Annotated in this window: 31 protein-coding genes; 19 read left to right on the forward strand and 12 right to left on the reverse strand. The window is 71.7% G+C overall.

Going from position 1 to position 25,158, the window contains the following annotated elements; genetic code table 11:
- The first annotated feature begins 14 nt into the window (after positions 1-14).
- The 3 genes from AB0C25_RS22020 to AB0C25_RS22030 are packed head-to-tail and all read left to right on the forward strand — an operon-like array spanning position 15 to position 1,153.
- On the forward strand, positions 15-407 hold the full coding sequence (locus AB0C25_RS22020) for a DUF202 domain-containing protein (protein WP_357375871.1): 393 nt from the start codon (positions 15-17) through the stop codon (positions 405-407).
- Positions 404-709, forward strand: coding sequence for a DUF202 domain-containing protein (locus AB0C25_RS22025; RefSeq protein WP_357375873.1), 306 nt, complete (start codon positions 404-406; stop codon positions 707-709). Before AB0C25_RS22020 ends, AB0C25_RS22025 begins: the two co-directional genes overlap by 4 nt.
- A gap of 27 nt (positions 710-736) precedes the next feature.
- Positions 737-1,153: a PLD nuclease N-terminal domain-containing protein gene (locus tag AB0C25_RS22030; RefSeq protein WP_357375875.1), complete on the forward strand. Its 417-nt coding sequence runs from the start codon at positions 737-739 to the stop codon at positions 1,151-1,153.
- A gap of 3 nt (positions 1,154-1,156) precedes the next feature.
- Here AB0C25_RS22030 and AB0C25_RS22035 read toward each other — a convergent pair whose 3' ends face one another.
- From AB0C25_RS22035 to AB0C25_RS22050, 4 genes are all read right to left on the reverse strand, one after another.
- Positions 1,157-1,966 carry an ABC transporter permease gene (locus AB0C25_RS22035; RefSeq protein ID WP_357375877.1) on the reverse strand — a complete coding sequence of 270 codons (810 nt, stop codon included), beginning with the start codon at positions 1,964-1,966 and terminating at the stop codon, positions 1,157-1,159.
- Positions 1,963-2,934: an ATP-binding cassette domain-containing protein gene (locus AB0C25_RS22040; protein WP_357375879.1), complete on the reverse strand. Its 972-nt coding sequence runs from the start codon at positions 2,932-2,934 to the stop codon at positions 1,963-1,965. The genes AB0C25_RS22035 and AB0C25_RS22040 overlap by 4 nt, the downstream gene beginning before the upstream one ends.
- Positions 2,935-3,083: 149 nt before the next feature.
- Positions 3,084-4,706, reverse strand: a complete 1,623-nt coding sequence (locus AB0C25_RS22045) for an acetolactate synthase (RefSeq protein WP_357375881.1) — start codon at positions 4,704-4,706, stop codon at positions 3,084-3,086.
- Between the two features lie 122 nt (positions 4,707-4,828).
- Complete coding sequence (locus AB0C25_RS22050) at positions 4,829-5,602, reverse strand: enoyl-CoA hydratase-related protein (protein ID WP_357375883.1); 774 nt, start codon at positions 5,600-5,602, stop codon at positions 4,829-4,831.
- Positions 5,603-5,700: 98 nt separating this feature from the next.
- Here AB0C25_RS22050 and AB0C25_RS22055 point away from each other — a divergent pair, with 98 nt between their 5' ends.
- The 4 genes from AB0C25_RS22055 (at position 5,701) to AB0C25_RS22070 (ending at position 7,656) form a co-directional block, all read left to right on the forward strand.
- A complete protein-coding gene (locus tag AB0C25_RS22055; RefSeq protein WP_357375885.1) occupies positions 5,701-6,180 on the forward strand; it encodes a DUF6232 family protein in 480 nt (159 codons plus the stop codon).
- Between the two features lie 95 nt (positions 6,181-6,275).
- Positions 6,276-6,758, forward strand: a complete 483-nt coding sequence (locus AB0C25_RS22060; RefSeq protein WP_357375887.1) for a DUF6232 family protein — start codon at positions 6,276-6,278, stop codon at positions 6,756-6,758.
- Complete coding sequence (locus AB0C25_RS22065; RefSeq protein WP_357375889.1) at positions 6,755-6,880, forward strand: hypothetical protein; 126 nt, start codon at positions 6,755-6,757, stop codon at positions 6,878-6,880. Before AB0C25_RS22060 ends, AB0C25_RS22065 begins: the two co-directional genes overlap by 4 nt.
- Positions 6,881-6,927: 47 nt before the next feature.
- Complete coding sequence (locus AB0C25_RS22070; RefSeq protein WP_357375891.1) at positions 6,928-7,656, forward strand: hypothetical protein; 729 nt, start codon at positions 6,928-6,930, stop codon at positions 7,654-7,656.
- A 350-nt stretch (positions 7,657-8,006) separates the two neighbouring features.
- Here AB0C25_RS22070 and AB0C25_RS22075 read toward each other — a convergent pair whose 3' ends face one another.
- A complete protein-coding gene (locus AB0C25_RS22075; RefSeq protein ID WP_357375894.1) occupies positions 8,007-8,903 on the reverse strand; it encodes a ribokinase in 897 nt (298 codons plus the stop codon).
- A gap of 25 nt (positions 8,904-8,928) precedes the next feature.
- A complete protein-coding gene (locus tag AB0C25_RS22080; RefSeq protein ID WP_357375896.1) occupies positions 8,929-9,759 on the reverse strand; it encodes an ABC transporter ATP-binding protein in 831 nt (276 codons plus the stop codon).
- A gap of 130 nt (positions 9,760-9,889) precedes the next feature.
- On the opposite strand from AB0C25_RS22080, the gene AB0C25_RS22085 reads away from it, so the two are divergent.
- Both AB0C25_RS22085 and AB0C25_RS22090 read left to right on the forward strand, forming a co-directional pair.
- Entirely contained in the window at positions 9,890-10,897 is a 1,008-nt protein-coding gene (locus AB0C25_RS22085; protein ID WP_357375898.1) for an ATP-binding cassette domain-containing protein, read from the forward strand.
- Positions 10,894-11,910: an ABC transporter permease subunit gene (locus AB0C25_RS22090; protein WP_357375900.1), complete on the forward strand. Its 1,017-nt coding sequence runs from the start codon at positions 10,894-10,896 to the stop codon at positions 11,908-11,910. The genes AB0C25_RS22085 and AB0C25_RS22090 overlap by 4 nt, the downstream gene beginning before the upstream one ends.
- 147 nt (positions 11,911-12,057) lie before the next feature.
- On the opposite strand, the gene AB0C25_RS22095 is transcribed toward AB0C25_RS22090, so the two are convergent.
- On the reverse strand, positions 12,058-13,233 hold the full coding sequence (locus AB0C25_RS22095; RefSeq protein WP_357375902.1) for an ROK family transcriptional regulator: 1,176 nt from the start codon (positions 13,231-13,233) through the stop codon (positions 12,058-12,060).
- 169 nt (positions 13,234-13,402) lie between these two features.
- Between AB0C25_RS22095 and AB0C25_RS22100 the strand changes: the two genes are divergently transcribed.
- The 4 genes from AB0C25_RS22100 to AB0C25_RS22115 all read left to right on the forward strand — a co-directional run bounded on the left by AB0C25_RS22100 (position 13,403) and on the right by AB0C25_RS22115 (position 16,740).
- Entirely contained in the window at positions 13,403-14,857 is a 1,455-nt protein-coding gene (locus AB0C25_RS22100; protein WP_357375904.1) for a glycoside hydrolase family 3 N-terminal domain-containing protein, read from the forward strand.
- A gap of 131 nt (positions 14,858-14,988) precedes the next feature.
- On the forward strand, positions 14,989-15,588 hold the full coding sequence (locus AB0C25_RS22105; protein ID WP_357375906.1) for a hypothetical protein: 600 nt from the start codon (positions 14,989-14,991) through the stop codon (positions 15,586-15,588).
- The gene (locus AB0C25_RS22110) at positions 15,585-16,079 is read left to right on the forward strand and encodes a DCC1-like thiol-disulfide oxidoreductase family protein (protein WP_357375908.1); all 495 of its coding nucleotides are present in this window, start codon (positions 15,585-15,587) and stop codon (positions 16,077-16,079) included. The genes AB0C25_RS22105 and AB0C25_RS22110 overlap by 4 nt, the downstream gene beginning before the upstream one ends.
- A complete protein-coding gene (locus AB0C25_RS22115; RefSeq protein WP_357375910.1) occupies positions 16,042-16,740 on the forward strand; it encodes a TetR family transcriptional regulator in 699 nt (232 codons plus the stop codon). Before AB0C25_RS22110 ends, AB0C25_RS22115 begins: the two co-directional genes overlap by 38 nt.
- Before the next feature lie 217 nt (positions 16,741-16,957).
- Here AB0C25_RS22115 and AB0C25_RS22120 read toward each other — a convergent pair whose 3' ends face one another.
- Complete coding sequence (locus tag AB0C25_RS22120) at positions 16,958-17,620, reverse strand: GNAT family N-acetyltransferase (RefSeq protein ID WP_357375912.1); 663 nt, start codon at positions 17,618-17,620, stop codon at positions 16,958-16,960.
- A 164-nt stretch (positions 17,621-17,784) separates the two neighbouring features.
- Between AB0C25_RS22120 and AB0C25_RS22125 the strand changes: the two genes are divergently transcribed.
- From AB0C25_RS22125 to AB0C25_RS22140, 4 genes are all read left to right on the forward strand, one after another.
- Positions 17,785-17,979 carry a DNA repair protein gene (locus AB0C25_RS22125; protein ID WP_357375915.1) on the forward strand — a complete coding sequence of 65 codons (195 nt, stop codon included), beginning with the start codon at positions 17,785-17,787 and terminating at the stop codon, positions 17,977-17,979.
- Positions 17,980-18,041: 62 nt separating this feature from the next.
- A complete protein-coding gene (locus AB0C25_RS22130) occupies positions 18,042-18,296 on the forward strand; it encodes a type II toxin-antitoxin system VapB family antitoxin (protein WP_357375917.1) in 255 nt (84 codons plus the stop codon).
- Positions 18,296-18,715, forward strand: coding sequence for a PIN domain nuclease (locus AB0C25_RS22135; protein WP_357375919.1), 420 nt, complete (start codon positions 18,296-18,298; stop codon positions 18,713-18,715). Before AB0C25_RS22130 ends, AB0C25_RS22135 begins: the two co-directional genes overlap by 1 nt.
- A 108-nt stretch (positions 18,716-18,823) precedes the next feature.
- Entirely contained in the window at positions 18,824-19,342 is a 519-nt protein-coding gene (locus AB0C25_RS22140; protein ID WP_357375921.1) for a hypothetical protein, read from the forward strand.
- Positions 19,343-19,352: 10 nt separating this feature from the next.
- Here the strand turns inward: AB0C25_RS22140 and AB0C25_RS22145 are convergent, their stop codons facing one another.
- Positions 19,353-20,081, reverse strand: a complete 729-nt coding sequence (locus AB0C25_RS22145; protein ID WP_357375923.1) for a Clp protease N-terminal domain-containing protein — start codon at positions 20,079-20,081, stop codon at positions 19,353-19,355.
- 142 nt (positions 20,082-20,223) lie between these two features.
- Here AB0C25_RS22145 and AB0C25_RS22150 point away from each other — a divergent pair, with 142 nt between their 5' ends.
- Positions 20,224-21,039 carry a DUF72 domain-containing protein gene (locus AB0C25_RS22150; RefSeq protein ID WP_357376012.1) on the forward strand — a complete coding sequence of 272 codons (816 nt, stop codon included), beginning with the start codon at positions 20,224-20,226 and terminating at the stop codon, positions 21,037-21,039.
- Positions 21,040-21,048: 9 nt separating this feature from the next.
- Here the strand turns inward: AB0C25_RS22150 and AB0C25_RS22155 are convergent, their stop codons facing one another.
- Positions 21,049-22,884, reverse strand: coding sequence for a glycoside hydrolase family 15 protein (locus AB0C25_RS22155; protein ID WP_357375925.1), 1,836 nt, complete (start codon positions 22,882-22,884; stop codon positions 21,049-21,051).
- 154 nt (positions 22,885-23,038) lie between these two features.
- Between AB0C25_RS22155 and AB0C25_RS22160 the strand changes: the two genes are divergently transcribed.
- A complete protein-coding gene (locus AB0C25_RS22160; RefSeq protein ID WP_357375927.1) occupies positions 23,039-23,464 on the forward strand; it encodes a VOC family protein in 426 nt (141 codons plus the stop codon).
- A gap of 10 nt (positions 23,465-23,474) precedes the next feature.
- Here the strand turns inward: AB0C25_RS22160 and AB0C25_RS22165 are convergent, their stop codons facing one another.
- Together AB0C25_RS22165 and AB0C25_RS22170 are read right to left on the reverse strand one after the other, a co-directional pair.
- Positions 23,475-24,707, reverse strand: coding sequence for an FUSC family protein (locus AB0C25_RS22165; protein ID WP_357375929.1), 1,233 nt, complete (start codon positions 24,705-24,707; stop codon positions 23,475-23,477).
- 57 nt (positions 24,708-24,764) lie between these two features.
- Positions 24,765-25,061, reverse strand: coding sequence for a DUF6582 domain-containing protein (locus AB0C25_RS22170; RefSeq protein ID WP_357250826.1), 297 nt, complete (start codon positions 25,059-25,061; stop codon positions 24,765-24,767).
- Positions 25,062-25,158 lie beyond the last annotated feature (97 nt).

Raw genomic sequence — 25,158 nt, forward strand, 5'->3', positions numbered from 1 at the left:
GATATTCTCCCCCCGTGTGGGCGGCGATCAGGCGATGGTTCGACCCGGCGGAGCTGGGTTCGGTCGGTGAACCGCCGGACTACCGCTTCTCGCTGGCCAACGAACGGACCTTCCTCGCCTGGCTGCGCACCGGGTTGGCGCTGGTCGGCGGCGGGTTGGCCGCCGCGCAGTTCCTGCCGCCGCTGCCGATGAGCCACCTGCGGGAGGTGATCGCGGTGGCGCTGCTGCTGCTCGGCGGGGCGGTCGCGGTCCGCGCCGTGGACCACTGGGCGCGTACCGAGCGGGCCATCCGGCTCGGTCAGGAGCTGCCCGCGTCCCGGTTTCCCGCCATCCTGGCCCTGGCCGTGGGCGCCGGCGCGGTGCTGCTGGTGATCGCCGTCCTGGTCCGGGCGGTCGGCGGGCGGTGAACACCGGACGCGACGCCGGGCTGCAACCCGAGCGCACCCGTCTGGCCTGGCGACGCACCCTGCTCACGCTGACTGTGGTGACGGCGCTCGCCGTCCGGTTGGCGTCGGCGGGCGGCCCGACCGGGGCGCTGATCGCCGGCGTCACCGTGCTGGTGTGGGGCGCCCTGCTGGTGCTCTGCTGGCCCCGCGGCACCGGCACCGGACCGGCCCGCACCGGCGGTCGGACCCTGCCGCTGGTCGCGGTGGGCACCGTGGCGCTCGCGCTACTGGGAGTGCTGCTGGTGCTTCGCGGACTGTGTTGACGAGCCTCGGTGCGCCATGATGGGTGGATGGCCCGGCTGTACGTCCTCCTCTTCCTGGCGCAGATTGTCCTCGCCGTCTGCGCGCTGATCAGTTGCCTCTCCGCCGAGGAGGGTCAGATCCGCGCCCTCCCCCGGATCGCCTGGGTGCTGATCATCCTGTTCTTCCCGCTGGTCGGCTCGATCGCCTGGTTCGTCGCCGGCCGGGAGCCCGGCCCCGGCACCCGCAAGAGCTGGCCCGGCGGCGCCGGCTCGCCCCAGCGGCAGCGCACCCGGCCGGTCGCCCCCGACGACGATCCGGAGTTCCTCCGCTCCGTGCAGGATCGCGCCAAGCAGCAGGACCAGGAGCTTTTCCGCCGCTGGGAGGAGGACCTGCGCCGACGTGAGGACGACCTGCGCCGGCACGACGGTGAGCCTCCCCGCGAGGGTGACCGGCCGGAGGTGTGAGGCTCAGACTCGACGCCTGAGCGCGCGCACCGCCAACGGCGCGAAGATCACCGCGATGCCGAAGCCCCAGAGCAGCGTCTGGAGGACCGGGCCGGCCACCGGCCCACTGACCAGGAGCCCGCGCAGCGCGTCGGCCACCACGGTCACCGGGTTGACCTCCACCCACCTCTGCAACCAACTCGGCATCTGGTCGGTGGGTACGAAGATGTTGCTGGTGAACGTCAGCGGGAAGATCACCGTGAAGCCGAAGATCTGCACCTTGTCCGGTTCGCTGACCAGCACGCCGACCAGCACCGAGATCCACGACGCGGCCAACGTGAACGCCAGCAGCAGCGCGAACGCCCCGACCACCCCGAGCAGCCCGTTGCCGACCCGGAAACCGAGAATCGACCCGACACCCAGCAGCAGCGCGATCGACCAGGCCTGCTTGACGGTGTCGGCGAGGATCCGCCCGGCCAACGGCGCCCACCGGGCGATGGGCAGCGCCCGGAGACGGTCGAACACGCCCTTGGTCAGGTCGTTGTTCAACCCGAACCCGGTCGTCATCGTGGCGAACAGCGCGTTCTGCACCATGATGCCGGGCAGCATGAAGGTGAGGTATTCACCCGACGATCCGGCGATGGCGGTGCCGAACACATAGGTGAACAGCAGCACGAACATGACCGGCTGGATGCTCAGATCGAGCAGTTCCATCGGGTTGTGCTTGATCTGCACCAGGCTGCGCCAGGCCAGCGTGACGGTGTGCCGGACGCCCGCGACCGGGCTGACCCGGCGGGTCGGCGCCAGCGGGGCGGGGATGGTGGCGGCGGTCATGCCGGGGTCCTTTCCAGGTCGGTGACGGCCGGCGAGTCCTCGGCCCGGTGGCCGGTGAGCGAGAGGAAGACCTCGTCCAGGCTGGCGCCGCGCAGTGCCAGCTCGGCGACCGCGATCTCGGCGGCGTCGAGGCGGCTGACCACAGCGGGCAGGACGCCGGGATCGTTCACGGCGACGGTGACGGCGCTCTGGGCCACCTCGGGGGCAGCACCGGACACCTCGGCGACGATGGCGGTCACGATGCCCAGGTCGCTGCCGTCCGCCGGCCGCACGGTGAGGGTCTGACCACCGGTCTTGGACTTCAGCTCCTCCGGCGTGCCCTGGGCGATCACCCGACCGTGATCGACGACGGCGATCTCACCGGCGAGCTGGTCGGCCTCCTCCAGATACTGGGTGGTGAGCAGCACCGTCACACCGTCGGAGACCAGAGTGCGGACGATGTCCCACAGGTCGTTTCGGCTGCGCGGGTCCAGGCCGGTGGTCGGCTCGTCCAGGAAGAGCACCTGCGGCCGGCCGACCAGACTGGCGGCGAGGTCCAGCCGGCGCCGCATCCCACCGGAGAAGGTCTTGGCGGCCCGGTCGGCGGCGTCGCTGAGGTCGAAGTCGGCGAGGAGTTGGCGGGCGCGCTGTCGGGCGTCGGACCTGCTCAGGCCGAGCAGCCGACCGATCAGCAGCAGGTTCTCCGCGCCGGTCAGGGTCTCGTCGACCGAGGCGTACTGGCCGGTCAGACCGATCAGCTGACGCACCTGGTGCGCATCGCGCACGACGTCGAAGCCACCAACCGTGGCGTGCCCCTCGTCGGCCCGCAGCAGGGTGGCGAGCACCCGCACGGCGGTGGTCTTGCCGGCGCCGTTGGGCCCGAGCAGACCGAAGACGGTCCCGGTCGGAACCTCCAGATCAACTCCGGCGAGGGCGGTGGTGGCGCCGAAACGCCGCACCAGGCCCTCGGCGCGGATCGCGTGGTCCATCGCAACTCCTGTCGTCGGGCGACAGGCTGACGTCCCGCCGTTCCCGCGCTGACGTTACGACGACCGGAGCTGACTTTCCGCGTATTCACCTGCGGGAAGACGCCGCGCCGCCGCCGCCCGCGAGGGGCGACGGCGGCGGCGGGTGCGCCTCAGGCCAGGTTCGACGACCGGGGGTACGCGTCGGTCGGGTCGGTGAGCACGTTCACCAGGTACGGCACTCCGGCGTCGAACGCCCGCTGCAGGGCCGGACCCAGGTCGGCCGCCTTGGCGACCGTCTCCCCCGCCCCACCGAGCGCGCTGACCACCGTGTCGTAGCGCAACTCCGGTTGGAGGTCGGCGGCCACGTCGTAGCCGTACATGGCCCGCATCGGGTGCTTCTCCAGCCCCCAGATGCCGTTGTTGCCGACGACGATCACCACCGGCAGCTTCTGGCGGACCAGCGACTCGACGTCCATCAGCGAGAAGCCGGCAGCGCCGTCACCCATCAGCACGCAGATCTGCCGGTCCGGGTGACTGACCCGGGCGCCCATCGCGTAGCCCATGCCGGTGCCCAGGCAGCCGTACGGTCCCGGGTCCAGCCAGGTGCCGGGCTGGGCCGGCTCGAGGTAACGCCCGGCGTACGACACGAAGTCGCCGCCGTCACCGATGGTGATGGCGTCCGGGTCCAGCACCCGACGCAGCTCGCCGTAGATCCGGGCGGGGCGGATCGGGTCGGTCTCGGCGGCCATCTCGGCGGCGTCCCGGGCCTTGGCCGCGTCCTCGGCGACGCGCAGGTCGGCGATCCAGTCGGTGTGGTCGGCCCGGTCACCGGCGTGGTCGGCCAGCGCCGACAGGATCAGGCGCAGGTCACCGGCGGGGGCGGCGGCCGGCTGCACGTGCGTGGCCCGCTGGCTGGGCGCGTCGACGATGTGCACCACCTTGGCGTCGCCGAAGTCACCGAAGCTGAGCCGGAAGTCCAGTGGGGTGCCGACCACCACGACCACGTCGGCGCCGGAGAGCGCTGCCCGACGGGCCTTGGCGAACGCGAGCGGGTGCGTCGGCGGAAGCGAGCCGCGGCCCATGCCGTTGGTGAAGACCGGCACCTGCAACGCCTCGGCCGCCTCGCGCAGCGCGGCGATCGCGTCGCCCGCGTACACGTCGGAGCCGGCGATGATGACCGGTCGCTGTGCCGCGGCGATGAGCAGCGCGGCGCGGCCGACCTCCTCCGGGTCCGGCACGACCGGGTCGACGCCGGAGGCGGCGGGCAGGTCGACCTCGGCGACCGAGAAGATCGTCTCCAGCGGGAAGTCGAGGAAGGCCGGACCACGGTGCGGGCTGAGCGCGGCGGTGAGCGCGGCACCCACCGCACGCGGGATGTCGTCGGTGCTGAACACCGTCTCGGCGTGCTTGGTGACCGGGGTGACCAACGGCAGGTGGTCCATCTCCTGGAGGCTGCCGGAGCCCCAGCGGAACGCGGGCGCGCGGCCGCCGAGCACCAGCACCGGGGAGGCGTTGAAGAACGCGCTGGTCATGCCGGAGATGCCGTTGGTGACACCGGGGCCGGCGGTGAGCACCGCGAGGCCGGGCCGGCGCTGCAACTTGGCGACCGCCTCGGCGGCGAACACGGCGGACTGCTCGTGCCGGACGTCGTAGATCGGGAAGTCGGTCTTGTACGCGGCATCGTAGAGCGGGAAGACGTGCCCGCCGGAGAGTGTGAACATCTCCCGTACGCCGTGCGCGCGTAGGGCCGCGAGCGCCAGCTCGCCGCCGTGACCCTCGATCCGCTCCGTCATGTCGCTCCCATCGTCCGTGGCCGGGATCACAGGTTACCGGCCAGTCACTTGACCGTCCGACGGTGGTCCCGGCCGGTGGACGCTACCGAGGTCAGGGGGCAGTTGGAGGGTGGACCGACGGGTCAGCGGCCGGTGAAGTCCGGCTTGCGCTTCTCCACGAAGGCCGCCATGCCCTCGCGCCTGTCGTCGGTGGCGAACAGCGCCGCGAAGAGCTGACTCTCCCAGGCCAGGCCGGAGTTCAGGTCCATGTCCAGGCCGCCGTCGACCGCCAGCTTCGCCGCGCGCAGCGCCTGCGCCGGCCCGTTCAGGTACGGGGTGATCAGGGCGACGGCCGTGTCGTACACCTCGGCGGCCGGGGCGACCCGATCGGCGAGGCCGATCCGCAGCGCCTCCTGCGCGTCCACCATCCGCCCCGACATGATCAGGTCCTTGGCGCGGGCCGGGCCGATCAGGCGGGCCAACCGCTGGGTGCCGCCCGCACCGGGGATGATGCCCAGCTTGATCTCCGGTTGGCCGAGCTTGGCGTCCTCGGCGACCACCCGCCAGTCGCAGGCCAACGCCAGTTCACAGCCGCCACCGAGGGCGTACCCGGTGATCGCGGCGACCACCGGCTTCGGGATCCGGGCGATCGCGCCGAGCGCGCTGGACAGGTTCGCGGCCCGGTCGGCCATGTCGACATAGGACATCTCGGCCATCTGCTTGATGTCCGCACCGGCGGCGAAGACCTTCTCCCCGCCGTACACGATGACGGCGCGGACCTCCGGGTCGGCGGCGGCCGCCGTGGCGGCGGCGCGCAACTCCTCCTGCACCTGGGTGTTGAGCGCGTTCATCGGCGGCCGCTCCAGCCGGATCGTGCCGATGCCGTCCCTGGTCTCCAGCCGAACGAACTCGCCCACGCTGCCCTCACTTCCTCGTCGAAGTCGCGTGCCAACCTTACGACCCGGCTCGTTTGGGTAAGTAGTGTGGTGTCAGCCCCGTGGGCGGGAGTCCAGACATGGTCACGTATTACGACGACAGGTCGGTGCAGGTCACCTCCACCACCTTCCGAGCCGACGGCCGCAGCTACGCGCTCACCGACATCACCATGATCTGGCACCGCCGCGGCAGCCGTTCCTGGCGCGTCCTGGTGGGGCGTGGCGCGATCGGCGCCGCGCTGGCCGGTCCGCTGGTCGCGGCGGTCCTCGGCATCGGCGTGGCTATCTGGCTGCACCGCTCACCCACCGTGACGGTCGCGATCGTCGGCGCGTCGGTGCTGGTCGGGCTGGCCGTCGGGCCGGTCGCCGACTTCCTCTTCGAGCACCTGGACCGCTCGTACGCCCGGGGCAGCCGACAACTGGAAATCTGGGCCCGCTGGCGCGGCCAGCCGGTGCGGCTGCTGCGCACCGGCGACGCGTTGCGTTTCGGGCAGATCTACCGGGCGGTGCAGCGCGCGGTCGAGCACAGCCAACCGGCCCGCCCCGGCACCCGCCGCTAGCGGTTTGCCAATCGTGGACAGTTTCCGTTGGCGGCTAACGGAAACTGTCCACGATTGCCGAGGCGAGGGTTGCCTGCCGGTGGTTAGGCTTAGTGATGACCCTCTATTACCGGGACGACGCGGTGCAGGTGACCTCCGAGTCGATCCGGGCGGGCGGTCACGTGATCGCCCTGTCCGACGTGACGTTCGTCTGGCACGCCCGGGGGCAGAAGACTCTCGCCGTCCGCGGTCGGGTGCTGGGGCGCGGTGTCCTGGTGCTGCTGCTCTCGCTGCCGCCGCTGGTCGCCCTGGTCTGCGTCGTCTCACTGGCCTGGTCGGCGCAGGACCGGGGTAACTGGAAGCTGGCGCTGATCATCCTCGCCGCCTGCGCGGTCGCGGCGGTGGTGGCGCTGCCGTTCCTGGAGATCCCCCTCGGCTGGCTGGACCGCTCCTACGAGCGCGGCAGCCACGTGCACGAGTTGTGGGTGCAGCACCACGGCCGGGAGGACCTGCTGGTGCGTACCCCGGACGCGCTACGGTTCGGGCAGATCTACCGGGCCGTGCAGCGCGCCGTCGAACAGCAGGGGGACCATCGATGACCACTCGCCGCGGCGAGGCCGTCGCCCTGGCCGTCCTGCCGGCGAACGTGAAGATGGCCGTGGACTGGCGGCACCGACGCCCGACGAAACGGGCCATCGCGTACGGCCGACCTTCACGCTGACCGGCTCCGTCGGGCGGTTGCGGCGCGGCCGACGCACACTTGGTCCCATGGCGATTCCCCTCCCCACCCCGACCGCCGTTGTCGGTCTGACCCGCTTCGCTCTCGACCAGGCGCTCGGCTCGGCCGCCTCGATGGCCGCCGTACCCGCCCGCGCGTTCGCGGTGCTGGACGGGGTGGAGACGCTGCTGGCCCGGATCAACGGCGTGGTGGACCGGATCGAGACGACCCTGGACCGGACCGACCAGGTGCTCACGGACGCCGAGGTGGCGGTCCGCGAGGTGGCCGTCATCAGCGCCGCCGCGACCACCGCCATCGACACGGCCACCGAGGTGGCGACGGCCGCCGCCGTGGTGGTCGCCGAAGCCGACCGGGTGTCCCGGTCGGCCGGCTCGGTGGTCGCCGAGGCTGACGAGGTGGCCGGCCGGGCCGCCGCCACCGTGGGCACCGCGACGGAGGCCGCGGCCACGGCCGCGGAGTTGCTGGCGGCGTACGAGCCGGCGTTGCGCCGGGCCGCGCCGATGGCGCGGAAGTTCGTCGAGGAGCTGAGCCACGAGGAGATCAGCGCGGCGATCCACCTGATCGACGAGCTGCCCAAGCTCAGGGAACACCTGACGGCCGACATCCTGCCGATCCTCGCCACCCTGGACCGGGTCGGGCCCGACCTGCACGACCTGCTGGACGTGACCCGCGACCTCAAGCTCGCCGTGGCCGGCATCCCCGGGCTGGGCATGCTGCGTCGACGCGGCGAAAAGCTCAGCGACGAGCCCGTCGGCTGAATCCTCCCCCGTGGGCGTGGGGGATCAGCGTTCGCAGGTGATCGTCGCGGTTGGCGCGGTCAGGTCGTGACCCGTCGCCCGAACTGGTGACCGCGCTGCGCCGGGCGCACCGGAGCGGTGCCCGCATCATGTCGATCTACTCGGGCGCGCTCAGGCCGGCGGTGACCGTCAGTTACCTCCGTGGGGGCGGATGCGGTAGTGAGCGGTATACCTGTGAGTCATATTTATGACTCACAGGTATACCGCTCGACAGCACATCGGCAGGGGGCAGCCCCAGCGGAGGGCCAGCGCCCTTCGCCGCGACGCAGCCTCGTCCTGGGTTCGGACGTACTCGTCTGGCGCGAGCGCGTTCAGGCTGGCGCGTACAGTTCGTCGATCTCGGCGCGTTGCGGCAGCGCCACCGAGGCACCGAGCTTGCGGACGCAGGCCGCGCCGGCCGCCGACGCCCAGCGCACCGCGTCGACCAGGTCGCGTCCCTCGCCCCAGCCGACGGCCAGCGCGGCGGTGAACGCGTCACCGGCGGCGGTGGAGTCGACCACGTCGACCCGTACCGCCGGCACGTGCACGTCGGTGCCGTCGCGGTCGACGTACCGGGCGCCCTCGCCGCCGAGAGTGAGCACGGCCCGGGGGGCCAGGTCGAGCAGCGCCCGGGGGTCCTCCCGGCCGCGGCCGGCGAGCGCCTGCGCCTCGCCCTCGTTGACGACGAGCACGTCCACGGCGGCGAGCAGCTCGGGCGGGAGGTCCCGGGCCGGGGCGGCGTTCAGGATGACCCGGGTGCCGGCGGCGCGGGCGGCAACCGCGGCGGCCGTCACGGTCCGCACCGGAATCTCCAGTTGGGCGACCAGGACGTCCGCGCCGCGCACCGTGGCCAGGTCCTCCTCGGTGAGGTCGACCAGGGCGTCGTTGGCACCGGGGGTCACCATGATGGCGTTCTCACCCTGGGCGTTGACCATGACCAGCGCGACGCCGGAGGTGCCGTAGACCACGCGTAGCTGGCTGGTGTCCACCCCGGCGGCGGTGATGCGGGCCTTCAGGGTGACGCCGAAGGCGTCCGAACCGATCGCGCCGAGGAACGCGCAGGCGGCACCGGCCCGGACGGCGGCGATGGCCTGGTTGGCGCCCTTGCCGCCGGGCACCATCACGAAGTCGGTGCCGAGGGTGGTCTCACCGACCCGGGGCAGCGCCGGTGCCATCGCGACCAGGTCCATGTTGGCGCTGCCCACCACGGCGACCCGGGTCTGTGGCACTGTCGTCTCCGCCCTGTCCCGACGTTCAGGCGGCCCGCGCGGTGTAACGGTCGCCCGACCGTTCGACAACCAGCGGCAGGCCGAAGGTCTTGGAGAGGTTGTCGCCGGTCAACGTCTCGGCGAGCAGACCCTGGGCGACCACCCCACCCTCGCGCAGCAGCAGCGCGTGGGTGAACCCCGGCGGGATCTCCTCCACGTGGTGGGTGACAAGAACCATCGCCGGGGCGTCCGGGTCGTACGCCAGCTCGGCCAGTCGGGCGACCAGGTCCTCGCGTCCACCCAGGTCGAGCCCGGCGGCCGGCTCGTCGAGCAGCAGCAGCTCCGGGTCGGTCATCAGGGCACGGGCGATCTGCACCCGTTTGCGCTCACCCGAGGAAAGGGTGCCGTAGCGGCGTTCGGCGAGGCCACCGACGCCGAGCTGGCTCAGCAGGGCCCGCGCCCGCGCCTCGTCGCCAGGGTCGTAGTTCTCCCGCCAGCGGCCGACCACCGACCAGGCGGCGGTCACCACCACGTCGCTGACCCGCTCGTCGGCGGGCAGCCGCTCGGCGAGCGCGGCGGTGGTGAGCCCGATCCGGGTACGCAGCTCGTTGACGTCGGTGCGGCCGATCCGCTCGCCGAGCACGTGCGCGACACCGGTGGTCGGGTGCAGCCGGCCCGAGGCGAGGTTGAGCAGGGTGGTCTTGCCGGCACCGTTGGAGCCGAGCACCACCCACCGCTCGTCCAACTCGACGCGCCAGGTCAGGTCCTGCAGGAGGGCGGTGCCAGACCGGCGTACACCGACGCCGGCCAGGCTGACCACCAGATCCGGGTCCACAGGCGCGGCGCCGGCAGCGCCAAGGATCAGGTCACCAGTCACCGCACCATCCAACCACGCACGCCGGGGTGCCCCCCACGGGCGGCACCTCGGCCATAGGGTGAAGCGCCGTGTCGTTGATCACCAAACCCGGAGGACGGCTGATGTTCCGTCAAGATTCGGAGCCGCGCGGATGAGCGCGGTCATCGAGATCGAGGGTCTACGCAAGACCTTCCGCAGCCTGCGCAACGGCCGGCGGGTGGCGGTGGACGGGTTCGACCTGTTGGTCGAGACGGGCCAGGTCCACGGTTTCCTGGGGCCCAACGGCTCCGGCAAGACCACCACCCTGCGGGCCCTGCTCGGGCTGGTACGCGCCGACGGTGGGCGGATGACCGTGCTCGGCCAACCGTCGCCGGAGCTGCTGCCCCGGGTGGCGGGGCAGGTCGGCGCGATCGTCGAGAGCCCGCAGTTCTTCGGCAACTTCACCGCGTACCGCACGCTGCGCCTGTTGGCTCGCGCCGGTGGGGTGCCGGTCTCGCGGGTCGACGAGGCGCTGGAGACGGTGGGTCTGCGCGACCGGGGCGACGAGCGGGTGAAGGGCTACTCGCTGGGCATGAAGCAGCGCCTCGCGGTGGCGTCCGCGCTGTTGAAGGAGCCCCGGTTGCTGATCCTGGACGAGCCGGCGAACGGGCTGGACCCGGCGGGCATCCGGGAGATGCGGGACCTGATGCGGTCGCTCGCGGCAAACGGCGTGACCGTGCTGGTGTCCAGTCACATCCTGGGTGAGATCCAGTTGATCTGCGACCACGTGACGATCATCTCGCGGGGGAAGCGGGTGGCGTCCGGCCGGGTGGACGAGGTGCTGGCCGGCCACGACCGACACGAGTTCGTGGTGCGGGTGGCCGAGCCCGAGCGCGCCGTGGAGTTGCTGCACGCGGCCGAACTGACGGCGGCCGTCGACGGCGAGGCGCTGGTGGTGAGCGGCGTGAGCGACGGAACGGTGATCAGTCGAGTGCTCGGCGAGCAGGGGCTGTGGGTGGGCGAGCTGACGCCGCTTCGGCCGGATCTGGAGAGCGTCTTCCTGGAGCTGACGGGCGCGTACGCGCAGTCGTCGGTCCCCCGGCAGGTCGACGGCTCGGCGCTGCCGGACGGCGAGCAGGGCGAAGCTGTGATCGATCTCAATCGGGGAGTGGACGCGTGAACCTGGTTCGTGCCGAGTTGGAGCGGCTGTTCAGTCGTCGCTTCGTGCAGCTCATGGTCGTCCTGTTGGCGTTGGCGTTCGCCGTGACGGCGGCGACCACCCTGGCCGGGTCGCACAAGCCGAGCGCGAGCGAGCTGAACTCGGCGCGGCAGCAGGCCGCCGAGCAGCTACAGGGGATGGAGACCGCCTACCAGCAGTGCCTGGCCCGACAGAACGGCACGCTGCCGCAGAGCGAGATGGACCAGTATTTTCCGGCGGAGTGCTCGGAGATCGACCCGGTCCGGCGGGAGCAGCTGCCGACCGCCGCCGTCTTCCTGCCGGGGGTGTTCAGCTTCGCCCAGCAGGCGCGGCCACTGCTCTACTTCCTCATCGCGTTCCTGGTGCTGTTCGGTTTCCTGGTCGGCGCCTCCTACATCGGCGCGGACCTGAACTCCGGCGGAGTGGTGAACCTGCTGCTCTGGCGGCCACGCCGGTTGACGGTGCTCGGGGCCAAGTTGGGCACCCTGCTCGGCACGGTGCTGGTCCTGGCTCTGCTGGCGTCGGTGGCCTACCTCGCCACGTTCTGGGTGATCGGGCAGACCGCCGGGTTGCCCGGCCGGTTGAGTGGGGACTTCTGGCGTTCGCTGGGCGCGGTGCACGGCCGTGGACTGGTGCTGGTGCTGCTGGCCAGCGCGGCGGGCTTCGCCATTGCCACGCTGGGTCGGCACACCTCGGCGGCCCTCGGCGCGCTCGCCGCGTACGTGGTGGTCTGGGAGTTGGGCGGCCGGCTGGTCCTGGAGATCGTCGACGCCCCGGAGTCGGACCGGTTCATGCTCTCCAGCCACATCGGGGCGTGGCTCAACGGCGAGGCGCGTTTCTACGACGCACGGATCTGCCGGGGCGGCAGCGTCGGCACCTACTGCGAGGGGCTCTACACGCTGACCTGGCTGCCGTCGCTGTTGGTGTTGCTCGTGATCACCGGTGGGCTGACCGCTGCGGCGTTCGCCGTGTTCCGCCGGCGCGACCTGCTCTGAGTCGCGGTCCGCCGGGCCGTCCGCGTGGTCGCGGGCGACCCGGCGGCCGATCGCGACGCGGCACTCGGCGGCGATCGCGACGCGGCAAGAGCTTGCAACCTGTCAAGCTGCGGTGAAATATTCCTTCACATGACCTGCGCAGCGGGCTCAGCCGACGGTGGAGCCGAACACCTCGTCGCGCACGGCGTCCAGGGCGGTGCGCAGCGCGCCGTGCAGGATCGGCTCCTCGGTCAGCCCGGTCGGCACCACCCGTGGCCGGACCAGGGTGATCGCGGCGACCTCGTGCTGCACCCGCTCGGCGAGTGCGGCGCCACCGGCCTGGCCCACGTCGCCGGCGAGCACGACCAACGGCGGGTCGAGGACCACGCAGGTGCTGGCCACGCCGAGCGCGAGCCGGCGGGCCAGCTCGTCGAGCATCGGGCCACCGTCGGCGCCGGCCGCGACGGCCGCGCGCACCGCCTCGGCGGCGTCGGTGTCCGGATAGCCGTGCTCGCGGGCCACCGCGCGGACCGAATCCGCGCCGACGAGCTGCTGGAAGGCGGGCTTGGCGCGGCGGGAGGCGTCGCGTGGGATGGGCGCGCCGGGCACCGGCAGGTAGCCGATCTCACCTGCCGCTCCACTGCTGCCGTGGTGCAGCCGCCCGCCCAGCATGATCGCCAGGCCCACGCCGGCACCCACCCAGACCAGGACGAAGTCCGCCAGTCCCTGCGCGGCGCCGGACTGCGCCTCGGCCACCGCGGCCAGGTTGACGTCGTTCTCGAAGACCACCGGAGTGTGCAGGTCCTCCCGCAGGGCGGCGAGCAGGCCGCTGTGCCAGCGCGGCAGGTTGAAGGCGAAGGTGATGTCGCCGGTGCCGGGGTCGACCAGACCCGGGGTGCCGAGCACGATCCGCCGTACGCTGCTGAGCTGCGCGTGGGCACTGCTGGCCGCCTGCACCACGGCGTTGTGCACGACGCCCACCGGGTCGTCGGTGTCCCGGGTCGACTGCTCCACCCGGCCGATGACCGCGCCGGTGATGTCGGCACACGCGGCCACCACCCGATCGGGCCCGACGTCCACGCCGACCACGTGCGCGCTGCCGGGGCTGACCGCGTAGAGCTGAGCGTTCGGCCCCCGCCCGCCGGCCTGCTCGCCGACCCGCGTGACGAGGCCACGCTCCTCCAACCGCTCGACCAACTGCGAGGCGGTGACCTTCGACAGCCCGGTCAGCTCGCCGAGCCGGGCCCGGGTCAGCGGGCCGCGTTCGAGGAGCAGCTCCAGTGCCGCACGGTCGTTGAGCGCCCGCAACAGGCGGGGGGTGCCGGGCAGCCGGGTCGCACTCATGACACGTCCTCTAGTTTTAGTAAACTTTGCTAACTGTAAACCTACCTGCGAACGGGTAGCCGTAGCGTATCGGCCACCCGGAGGCGGGACGCTCCGCCGATTCGGCAGGGCGGACACCACCACCGGTACGACGTTTCGTACCCGCTGGGGCACCGAAGGGGGAGATCACGTGGGGCTGGATCCAGGACTGCGCCGGTTGGCGCTGGGCACGTTGCTCGCCGCGTACCCGGGACCGGTCCCGCCGGACTGGGCGGTCGACCTGCTGGCCGACGGGCTGGCCGGGCACACCCTGTTCGGCACCAACGTGCACGACCCCGCCCAGGTGGCGGCGAGCAGCGCCGCGCTGCGCTCCGGTCGGCCGGACGCGCTGATCGCCATCGACGAGGAGGGCGGTGACGTGACCCGGCTGGCGCATGCCACCGGCAGCCCGTACCCCGGAAACGCCGCCCTCGGCGCGATCGGCGACGTGGCGCTCACCCGACGCGTCTACCGGTCGATCGGCGCCGAGCTGGCCGCGCTCGGCATCACCGTCAACCTCGCCCCGACGGTGGACGTCAACACCGCCGACGAGAACCCGGTGATCGGCACCCGGTCCTTCGGCGCGGACCCGGTGCGGGTAGCCGCCCACTCGGCCGCCGCCGTGACCGGGTTGCAGGCCGCCGGTGTGGCCGCCTGCGCGAAGCACTTCCCCGGACACGGCGCCACCGTCACCGACTCGCACCACGAACTGCCCACCGTGGACGCGCCGTTGAGCCTGCTCCGCCAACGGGACCTGCCGCCGTTCGGGGCGGTCATCGCCGCCGGGGCACGCGCCGTGATGACCGCGCACATCCGGGTGCCGTCGCTGACCGGCGCCGATCCGGCCACCTTCAGCCGGGCCGTCCTGGTCGACCTGCTCCGCACCGACCTCGGCTTCACCGGCGCCGTCATCACCGACGCGCTGGAGATGAAGGGGGCCGCGGTGGCCGCCGGTGGGGTCGGCCCGGCCGCGGTCCGCGCCCTGGCGGCCGGCGCCGACCTGCTCTGCATCGGCGCGCGGGTCGACGCCGAACTGGTCGAGCGGGTGGCCGCCGAGATCGTCGACGCCGTCACCGACGGCCGACTGGCGACCGCCCGGGTCGAGCAGGCCGCCGGCCGCGCCGCCGAGCTCGCCGCCTGGACCCGGGCCGCCGCCGGGCCGCCGGCAGCCGGGGACACCGAGCTGGGGTACGCCGCAGCGCGTCGCGCCGTCCGCGTGGACGGGGTGCTCACCGGCCTGGACCGACCGCTTGTGGTGCAGTTGCACACCGAGTCGACGATCGCCGAGGGTCGGGTGCCGTGGGGTCTCGGTCCCCACCTCGACGGGGTGCCGGAGATCCGCGTGATCGCCACCGAGACCGACCCGGCGACGTTGCGCGGGTTGGCCGGTGACCGACCCATCGTGCTGGTGGGGCGGCACCTGCACCGGCTGCCCGGTGGCCCGGAGCTGGTCGCCGGGCTGGCCGCCGAGCATTCGGTGACCGTGGTGGAGATGGGGTGGCCGGCACAGTGGCGCCCGGCGGGCGTACGCGCCTTCGTCACCACGTACGGCGCGAGCCACGCCAACGGCCGTGCGGCGGCCGAGGCTCTCGGACTGGCCGGCTGAGCCACGGCGCTCTCCGGCCGGGCCCCCGAGGCTCGGCCGGACGACGTGCTCCAGCGCCAGAGTGTCCACAGTCACCTGTCGCCCCTTCTTGAACATGTTCAACATTCGCCCTAGGCTGACGACGTCGGTAGTTGAACACGTTCAAGAAGGGCGTCCGCATGGACATCAAGGTCTGGATGTACGTGGTCTACCTCGCGGTCAGCGTCGGGCTGACCATCTGGGTGGCTCGGGCACTGTCCCGCAACGGGCTGGTCTTCCTGGAGGAGGTGTTCGCCGAGGAACGAGTCGCCAAAGCGGTCAACAGCCTCCTGGTCGTCGGCTTCTATCTGCTCAACCTCGGCTACGTCACGGTGGCGATGAGGCACTCCGACCCGGTGGTTTCCACGAGCGAGGCCATGGAGGAACTGTCCCTCAAGGTCGGCCTGGTGCTGCTGGTGCTCGGCGCGCTGCACTTCTTCAACGTCTTCGCACTGGGCCGCTACCGCCGAACCCGCCTTCGTCAGCTCGCCACCCACCCCCCGATCGCCCCGATCGGCCGACTCCCCATGCAGCCCGCCCCAGCCGGATCGCAGTTGGTCGGCGCGTACCCGGGCGGACCGCGGCCACCCGGCGCACACCCGGCCGGACCCCAGCCCGCCGGCCCGCAACCGGCCGGACCACACCCGGCCGGACCACACCCCGCCGGACCGCAGCCCGGCGCCGGGCCGGCGAACAACCCGCCGACCCGATGACCGGATCACCGACCGGTGGCGTCGGTCGGCTCCCGGATCCCGCCGCCCAGTCCGGCGGTGGGATCCGGGGGTTCACCGTCCTGTTCGACGCGGCCTGCCCGCTCTGCCGCGCCGCCCGCCGCTGGTTGACCTCCCGCGCCCAGCTCGTACCCCTGGAGTTCGTGCCGGCCGGGTCGGTCGAGGCCCGCCGGCGCTTCCCCGGCCTGGACCACGACGCGACGCTGCGCGACCTCACCGTGATCGCCGACACCGGCGAGGTGTACGCGGGCGACGGCGCCTGGTTCGCCTGCCTGTGGGCGTTGGCCGACCACCGGTCCATGGCCGAGCGACTGGCCCGACCGCACCTGCTGCCCCTCGCCCGACAGGCGGTGGCCGCCGCCTCGGCGATCCGGGAGCGGGTCCGCGACCCGGGGGACGAGCCGACAAACGACCTGGCGGGATACGGTGACCTCGATGACCGAGCAGCCTGCGCAGACGACCACTGCGGGTGACCCAGCCACCGCCCGAGGCGAGCAGACCCGGCAGCTGATCCGGGACACCGCGATGCGGCTGTTCCGCGAGCGCGGTTACGCCCAGACCACCATGCGGGCGATCGCGCAGGAGGCCGGCGTGGCGGTCGGCAACGCCTACTACTACTTCGGTTCCAAGGACCACCTGATCCAGGAGTTCTACGCCCAGTCCCAGGTCGCACACCGGGCGGCCGCACAGCCCGTGCTCGATCGGGAGGAGGCGTTCGGCGCCCGCCTGGCCGGAGTCCTGCACGCGGGGATCGACGTGCTGACGCCGTCGCACGGGTTCGCGGCGACCTTCTTCAAGACGGCGGCCGAGCCCACCTCGCCGCTGAGTCCCTTCTCCGCGGAGTCCTCCGGCCCCCGACAGGCGGCCATCGAGCTCTTCGGCGAGGTGTTGACGGGCTCGACAGCCAAGGTCGACGCGGAGCTTCGCCCCCAACTACCCGAGTTGCTCTGGCTCGCGTACATGGGCGTGATCCTCTACTGGGTCCACGATCGATCCCCGGGCCAGACCAAGACCCGGCAACTGATCGACGGGGCCGTACCACTGATCGACCGGCTCGTGGCGCTGTCCCGCCTCCGGGTCCTTCGACCGGTGACCCGACAGGTGCTCGACCTGATCCGCACGCTCCGTCACTGACCCGGCCGGCACTCGGCGATCACCGAAGAAGCAGGTCAAGTCCACTTTTCGACACTCCGAACCGACAGCATCAACCTTGCCCTGAGCCGGTTAGATACGTAGCGTGATCGACGCGTACCGACCCGACACCTGTCGGTACGTCCGGAACCGGGGCCTGGGGGAGGTTGCGGACCGTGGATCCGGCCCGGGATCCACGGTCCGCGAGCGCCGGCGCCAGTCAGCGCGGATAGACCCCGTACGCCCGCCAGCCGCGATCCGGGAAACCGGCCGCGTCGGCGACCCGGGCCGAGGCGAGATTGTCGCGCTCGTGCAGGTACGTCGGCACTGCTCCCTCGTCGAGGACCCGTCGCGCCGCCTGTGCCACGAGTCGGCGGGCGAGGCCGTGCCCCCGAGCCACCGGCGCGGTGCCCACGGCCAACTCGTGCCCGTACGCGTCGTGCCGTTTGATCCCGGCACCGGCCAGGTAGGCGCCGTCCGGATCGCGGACCACCAGCACCGGCCGGTCGAAGAGCCGCAGCCAGGGCGGCAGCCCGGGCGCCGTCGGCGAGGTCCACTCCCCCACGTCGGGAAGCGGCGCGGGGGACACACTCCACCGGAAGGAGCCGTCGTGCACGCACCAGTCGGGCAGCCCCACGGCCTGCGGCAGCGCGGCGAGGAACCGGTCCGGGGTACGCCGGATCAGGGCACGGATCGCCGCCACCCGGTCCGGCGCCACGGAGAGCACACCGCTGCGCCCGGTGTCCACGCCGAGCGCGGGGCGCAACCTGCCGTCCCAGGCCGGTGCGGCCCGTCGGTGCGAGGCGACCACGTGCAGCCCCGCCCCGGCCGGCCACTGGCCGAGCCAGGTGGCCAGGTGCAGTTGGACCCGCCGGTCGAGCATGTCCACCTCCCCGTCGGTCCACCCGTCGTGGATCACCGTACGCCGGGCCGGCCGGCCGGGCGGACGATCCCGCTGGGCCGGGCGGGGCGCGCCGACCGGGCAGAGCGATCGACCGTCATATGTATTTCCCTACCTGGACACCTTTGTTTGGAACGGTAGAGGCCATGCCGAATGAGCAGTACCACCGCTATCAGCAGGATCCCGCGCGACTCTGGCAGGCGGCGGATGCTGTCGACGGCAATCCTCCCCAGCCGCGCTACCGGAAGCCTCGCACGATCGGCGGCGGTGCCCTGTCGTGGGCCGGATTGAACAAGCTGCCCGCTGGCAGCTTCAGTCGGCACCGCCCGAACACCCGCTGACGCACCACGCATCGCTCAAAGTTGGTGCCTCGGCAGCGCCTGATCTGGTGTATGTTCGCGCCATGACTCGCATCACCGTGGACGTGAACGACGAGTGGCTGGACGCCGCGAAGGAGGTGCTCGGCACCGACACCAAGGTGGCCACCATCAATGCAGCCCTGCACGCGTTCGCCGTTCGCCGGCAGGCTCGCGAGGTTGTTGCCGCCTTCGATCAGGTGGAGATGGACTTCTCCGGGTCCGCTGACGCCTGGCGCTACGGGGGCGGTCGCGACCTGGACACGCTCGCTCAGCAGGCGCGTGACGCCGAGGCAGCCTGATGGCTGGTCAGATCTATCTTGCGGACACCTCGGTTTATGTTCTGCAGGGGCGTCACGCGTCGGTCCGGCGGCGCTTCGAGTCACTTCTGGCCGAGGGGCGGCTCGCCGCCTGCCACATGACCAGCCTGGAATACCTCAACAACGCACCCCACCCAAAGGGGTACGAGATCCTCTGGCAGGCACTGCGTGGGGGGCGGTGGATGGACGTGTCGACAGCGGCGACGGACCGCGCCATGGCGGTTCATCGCCTGCTCGCGGCCGAGAGCCAGCACCGCAACTTCCGGCTGCCCGACCTGATCATCGCGGCGACCGCCGAGGAACACGGCGCGACCGTCCTGCACTACGACACCGACTACGACCGCATCGCCGCTGTCACCGGCCAACCCACCGAGTGGGTGGCACCCAGGGGCAGCCTCTGACGTTCGCCTGGGGCGACACACCGGGGAGGTCCAGCGAGGGCTTTCGCACACCTGTCGGGTAATTTCTTGTGGTCCGCCATCCGGCCTACGACAGGAGAAGCTCCGCGCATGGGCAAGAAGACGATCCACGTCTCCGACTTCACCGGCACGGTTCTGCAGCAGGACGACGAGGTGGTCCGCGTCGTCGTGCTGGAGCACCCGGACCTGGTCGCCGGGCCCGTGCAGTTGGACGCCACCCCGGGCGAGGTGGAGAACATCGACGACGCCGCCCTGGACGTGGCGGTGGTGGAGATCCACGACCGGCACGGCGGCGGCGAGCCGCGTCGGGTGGTGTTGACGGCCAGCGAGTTCGACGCGATGGCCACCGACGTACCGATGGCGCGACTGTTGCGGACGGCCGAGCGGGTCCGCCCACCGAAGGCCCGCAAGGGCGCCGAGAAGATCGACTACAGCACGCTTGAGCACGCCGGCAAGCCGCACCGGGGCCGGGTCACCGAGGAGGAGGCCCGACTGGTGCGCGAGCAGCTCGACGAGGTCAACAAGCGCCTCGCCGACGCGGGCGTGCGCCAGATCGACCCGACCGATCCGGAGCACGCCCTGCGTTACGGCTTCCCCGAGGCACCCTGACCCGAGGGCCTCACTTCTGTGCCGTGAAGGCGGCGAGCGCGGCGGCCAGGTCGGCCTCGACCGTCGCCTTCTCCAGGCCGAGATCGGTGAGCACGCCGGCGCCGTCCTCCTGCTCCAGCAGGGCCAGCAGGATGTGTTCGGTGCCGATGTAGTTGTGCCCGAGGCGCAGCGCCTCCCGGAAGGTCAACTCCAACGCCTTCCGGCCGCGCGCGCCGTAGGGGATGAGGTCCGGGACCTGCTCGGCCGGCGGCGGCAGGAGGGCGGCGACCTTCTCCCGCACCACCTCGGCGGTGGCGCCCCGGCCGGCCATCACCTTGGCGGCCAGCCCTTCCGGCTCGGCCAGCAGGCCCAGCACCAGGTGCTCGGGGCGGATCTCGGCGCTTCCGCTGGCGCGGGCCTCCTCCTGGGAGGCCATCACCACGTTGCGAGCCCGGGGGGTGAACCGACCGAAGGATTCGTTCGGGTCGAGGGTCGACCCGTCGGTGGCCTTCGGCACGAAGCGCTTCTGGGCGGCCTGCTTGGTGACGCCCATGCTGCGGCCGATGTCGGTCCAGGAGGCGCCCGAGCGGCGAGCCTGGTCGACGAAGTGCCCGATCAGGTGGTCCGCGACCTCGCCGAGGTGGTCGGCGGCGATGACCGCGTCGGTGAGCTGGTCGAGCGCGTCGGTGTGTGCCCTCTTGATGGCCTGGATCAGGTCGTCGAGCTTGACGGTGTTGCTCATCTGGAGAGGATCTGTCATGCGTCAACCATAAGTTGACGGCGCGATCGCGTCAACCCTAAGTTGACGATGTCCGGCGGGTGGCGGGCGAGGCGCTCCCGATACGGTGGGCTCCGGTCGAAGCACGGGAAGGGCGGGCATGCGGCTGCACGTGGGGTGCGCGATGTGGAGCCACCGGGCGTGGTCGGGACACCAACTGCCACCCGCGGAGCGCCTGCGGCACTACGCCAGCTGGTGTGACGCCGTGGAGGGCAACACGACGTTCTACGCGACCCCGGCCCGGGACACGGTGGCGTCGTGGGCCGCGCAGACGGACCCCGGCTTCCGGTTCGTCCTCAAACTTCCGAAGGTCATCACCCACGAACGCCGGCTCACCGCCGTCGGCGAACCGCTGCGTGCCTTCCTGGACGCGATCGAGCCGCTCGGCCCGCGCGTACACGCCCTCTGGATCCAGCTGCCCGGCTCGTTCGCCCCCGCCGACGTCCCGACCCTGCGGCGCTTCCTGGGTCAGCTCCCGCCGTCGCACCGGTACGCGGTGGAGGTCCGCCACCCCACGTTCTTCACCGACGCCGACGCGGCCCGGCTGCTGGAGGCGACCCTCGCCGTCGCGTCCGCCGAGTGGATCCCCTTCGACACCACAGCCTTCTTCGCGAGCCCACCCAGCAGCGACGCCGAACGGGACGCCTGGACCAAGAAGCCACGCGTGCCGCTCCGCTCGCTCGCGCTGACCGACCAACCGATCGTCCGCTACCTCGGTCGGGACGACCCGACCCGCACGGTCGAGGGGTGGCAGCGCTGGATCGACGTCACCGTGGCCTGGCTGCGGGAGGGACGCTCGCCGACGATGTTCGTGCACACCCCGGACAACGCCGACGCACCCGTGCTCGCCCGCCGGTTCCACGACGAGGTCCGCGCACGCGTGCCCGAGTTGGACCCGCTGCCCGAGCCCACACCTGTCGAGCCGCTGACGCTGTTCTGACCGGGCAGATCAGCACTGCTCCTTGTCGAGCAGGTCGTCGAGGTGGGCAGCCGTGCTGATCAGCGAGAGGTGACTGAACGCCTGCGGGAAGTTGCCGATCTGCTCACCGGTCGGGGCGATCTCCTCGGAGTAGAGGCCCAGCGGGCTGGCGTAGGTGAGCATCTTCTCGAAGGTCAACCGGGCGTCGTCGACCCGACCGGCCAGCGCGAGGGCCTGCACGTACCAGAAGGTGCACATGTTGAAGGTGCCCTCGGTGCCGGCGAGCCCGTCCGGCGACGCCTTCGGGTCGTAGCGGTAGACCAGGCTGTCGGAGACCAGGCTGGCGTCCATCGCCCGCAGCGTCGACTCCCACATCGGGTCGGTCGCCGAGATGAAGTTCAGGCCGGGCATCGCCAGCAGCGAGGCGTCCAGGATGTCGGACCCGTAGTGCTGCACGAACGCGCCGCACTGCGGGTCGAAGCCACGGGTCATGACCTGCTCGTAGATGGCGTCCCGTTCGGTGGCCCAGCGGGCGGTGTCGCCGGGGCGCCCTCGGCGGTGCGCGATGCGGATGGCGCGGTCGAGCGCGACCCAGGACAGCACCCGCCCGTAGGTGAAGTCCTGCCGGCCGGACCGGGTCTCCCAGATGCCGTCCTCGGGTTGGTCCCAGTGCTCGCAGAGCCAGTCCATCATCCCGGCCGTCTTCCGCCACCCCTGGTACGGCGCGATCAGCCCGTTGCGGTCCGCGAGCTCCAACGAGACGAGCGCCTCGCCGTAGATGTCGAGCTGCAGTTGGCCGGCCGCGCCGTTTCCGATCCGCACCGGCGCCGAGCACCGGTACCCCTCCAGGTGACCCAACACCTCCTCGGAGAGGTCGGGTGAACCGTCGATCCGGTACATGACCTGGAGGGGCAGGTCGGCGTCGCGGGCCTCGCGGATGCGCTCGTTCAGCCAGAACAGATACCTCTGGGCCTCGTCGGTGAAGCCCAGACGCAGCAACGCGTGCACGGAGAAGGACGCGTCCCGGATCCAGGTGTAGCGGTAGTCCCAGTTCCGCTGCCCGCCGATCTGCTCCGGCAGCCCGGCGGTGGGTGCCGCGACCAGGGCGCCGGTCGGCGCGTACGTCATCAGCTTGAGCGTCATCGCCGACCGCTCGACGACCTCCCGCCAGCGACCCTTGTACCGGGAGCCGCCCACCCACCGCCGCCAGTAGTCGCGGGTCTGGGCGAGCAGGTCGCAGGCCTCGTCGGTGCTCATCGCGCGGGGCGCGTGCGGGCAGGCCGTCTCCAGGACGACCCCGCCGATGTCGCCCGCGTGCAGGGTGAACGACGCGGACACGCCGTCCCCGTCGCGCCGGATTCCCCGCGCGTCGAATTTCCGTTCCGAGTCCTTGAACGCGGCGAGGGTGAGGTTGAGGGTCGGACTCCGGAACACGTCACCCTCGGGGTGCACCTCGAGCTCGTACGAGTCGCGCCCGTAGTTGAACCGTGGACGGCAGTCGAAGCGGAACCGCATGCTCCCCCGGACCATCCGTACCAGCCGGATCAACCGGTGCCGGTCGGTGGCCCGTTCGCCGGTGACGGGCATGAAGTCCAACAGCTCCCCCACGCCGTCGGCGCTGTGGAAGCGGGTGATCAGGATCGGCGTACCGGGCAGGTAGAGCTGCTTGCTCGTGTAGTCGACGCCCTCGGGCGTGAGCCGGAAGTGGCCGCCCTTGTCATGGTCGAGCAGCGCACCGAAGATGCTCGGTGAGTCGAAACGGGGCGCGCAGAACCAGTCGACGGCACCGTCTTCGCTGATCAGCGCGGCGGTCTGCAGGTCACCGATCAGACCGTGCGCCTCGATCGCCGGATACCTCGCACCCACGCTGTCCCCCGCCGTCAGTGATGGCAACGGCGGCGACTACCCGGGAGGCGGCGGGCTACACGCGACTTCTCCGAACCCGCCGACCATTGCGGAAGCAAACCTTCCGCAATCGCCGATAGCGTCGTGTGCAACGACATCGACGGAGGGAAAGCTGATGAGCCTGCGAGGATTCGCCACACTCAACATCTGGGCCGACGACGTGGAGGCGGCCACCGCCTGGTACGCCGACTTCCTCGGCGTCGAGGCGTACTTCATGCGCCCCGGCCCGGACGGACGCCCGGCCTACACCGAGTTCCGGATCGGCGACTACCAGGCGGAGCTGGGCATCCTCGACCGCAAGTTCGCGCCGCCCGGGGCCGCGACGGGACCCGGCGGCGTGCTCATGCACTGGTACGTCGACGATCTCGACGCCACCGTCGAGCGACTGCTGGCGTTGGGTGCCAAGGAGTACCAGCCGATCACCCCGCACGGCGACGAGGGGTTCATCACCGCCTCGGTCGTCGACCCGTTCGGCAACGTGCTGGGCGTCATGAAGAACCCGCACTACGAAGAGATCCTGGCCTCGCTCAAGCCGTCCTGACCCGGACGGCTCACGGGCGAGCGCCGCGTTCCGGCCAATCCCACCCGTCCCGGTCCGCCGTCTGCCGCACCTGCGCTGCCGCCTCGGTGGTGTCCAAGCCACTGGCGATGAGCAGGTCGTGGGCAGCCGTGCGGAACTCACCCGCGGCGACCATGCCCGAGTAGCCCAGCCGGTGGGTGTGCGGGCGGGTGGGATCCGGGGCGGCCTCCCCCTGCGCCTGTCCGACCAGTTCGACAGCGGTCAGGATCTGCCGGCGCGCCTCCTGCGGGTCCGCCCGCTCGGCGGTGGTGGTGCGTCTCAGCGTCTGCACACCGGTGGCCAGCAGGTCGATGGCCGCGGCGAACTCCGCGGGAATCGGCTCATCCTCCCGGAGAGCCTTGGTGAGTCTCCGCGCGACGGCCCGACAGCCGTAGAGACTGCGCTCAAGGTGGTGGACGGCCTGGGTGTAACGGGCCAGCGACCCGCGTTCGCGCCACCGTAGTGGCGCCAGCCGCACCACCTCCTGGGCAGCCGCGAGCCCCTCGTCGAGCGCGGTCATCCGTGCTCCGAGAGTCCGCAGCGCGTCCAGACTCTGCTCGGTGCCGCCAAGGTCCCGACGACGCAGGGCCGCGGCCAGGTCGTGCAGGGCGGCGATGGCCGGGTCGAGGACCGGTTCGGCCAGCCGCTGCACAGTCCGCTGCGGGTGGATGGGCACCACCAGCAGGCCGACCGCCAGACCGATGAGCCCGCCGACCGCGGCGTCGACGAAGCGGGGGACGGACAGGTCACGCACGGGCGGTTCCAGCGTGGCGATGAGTACCGCGGTGCCGCCGGCCTGGGTGAGCAGGGATCCACCGCCCTTGAGCAACACGGCCACGATGATCGCCAGCACCACGACCACACCGGTCTGCCAGGCGCCGATGCCGAACAGCGGCATGAGCGCGTCACCGACGGCGAGGCCCAGGATCACCCCGACCAGCAGCTCGACGGTGCGTCGCAGGCGTGAGCCCATCGAGGCGGCCACGATGCCAACCGCCGTGGTGGGCGCGAGGACCGGGGCCGGATTGTCCAGGAACTGATACCCCACGAACCAGGCCAGCGACGCCGCGACGCCGGCCTGCACGGCGAGCGGACCGAAGAGGCGGAACCGCCAGGCACGGGTACGTAGGGCGTGGCGCACCCGTTCGCGGAGGCCGGCCACCGTTCGGGACGCCCCGCTCGACTCCGGGTCGAGGTGGGCTGCCGGCTCCTCCTCTGCGGGCACTCGCGCCGCTTACCCGCCGACGGCGGACCTACCCGCCGAATCGTGCGAGTGTGCCGGTCAGTGGGCGGGGTTCGGTGTGTGCGGGAGTTTGCCGAGCTGACGCCAGTTGGTCTCAGCGACCTCGACACCGTAGTGCTTGGCCGCGGCGAGGATGTTCTGGAAGGCCAGGTCCCGATCCTCGTCGGTGACGCCCTGCACCTGATCGAACCGGGCGATGGCGTTGCGGACGTGACCCGCGTCGGTCATCGGTTCCTTGCGTTCGCGGGGGAACGCGAAGACGGTCTCCGGCAGCTCGCGCTTGTCCTTGCTCGACAGCCCGCCGTGCTTCTCGTGGGGCTTCCAGGTCGACTTCATCACCCCGCATTACCCGCACGCTGTCCGCCAGCACCTCTCCACCCGAGAATTTCCGGTCCCGCCGACCCGGCAGAGCGGGCGGGGCACCCACCGTCGA

Origin of the sequence: Micromonospora sp. NPDC048839 (genome assembly GCF_040649915.1) — a bacterium.
In the GTDB taxonomy this organism is placed as follows: Bacteria; Actinomycetota; Actinomycetes; order Mycobacteriales; family Micromonosporaceae; genus Micromonospora.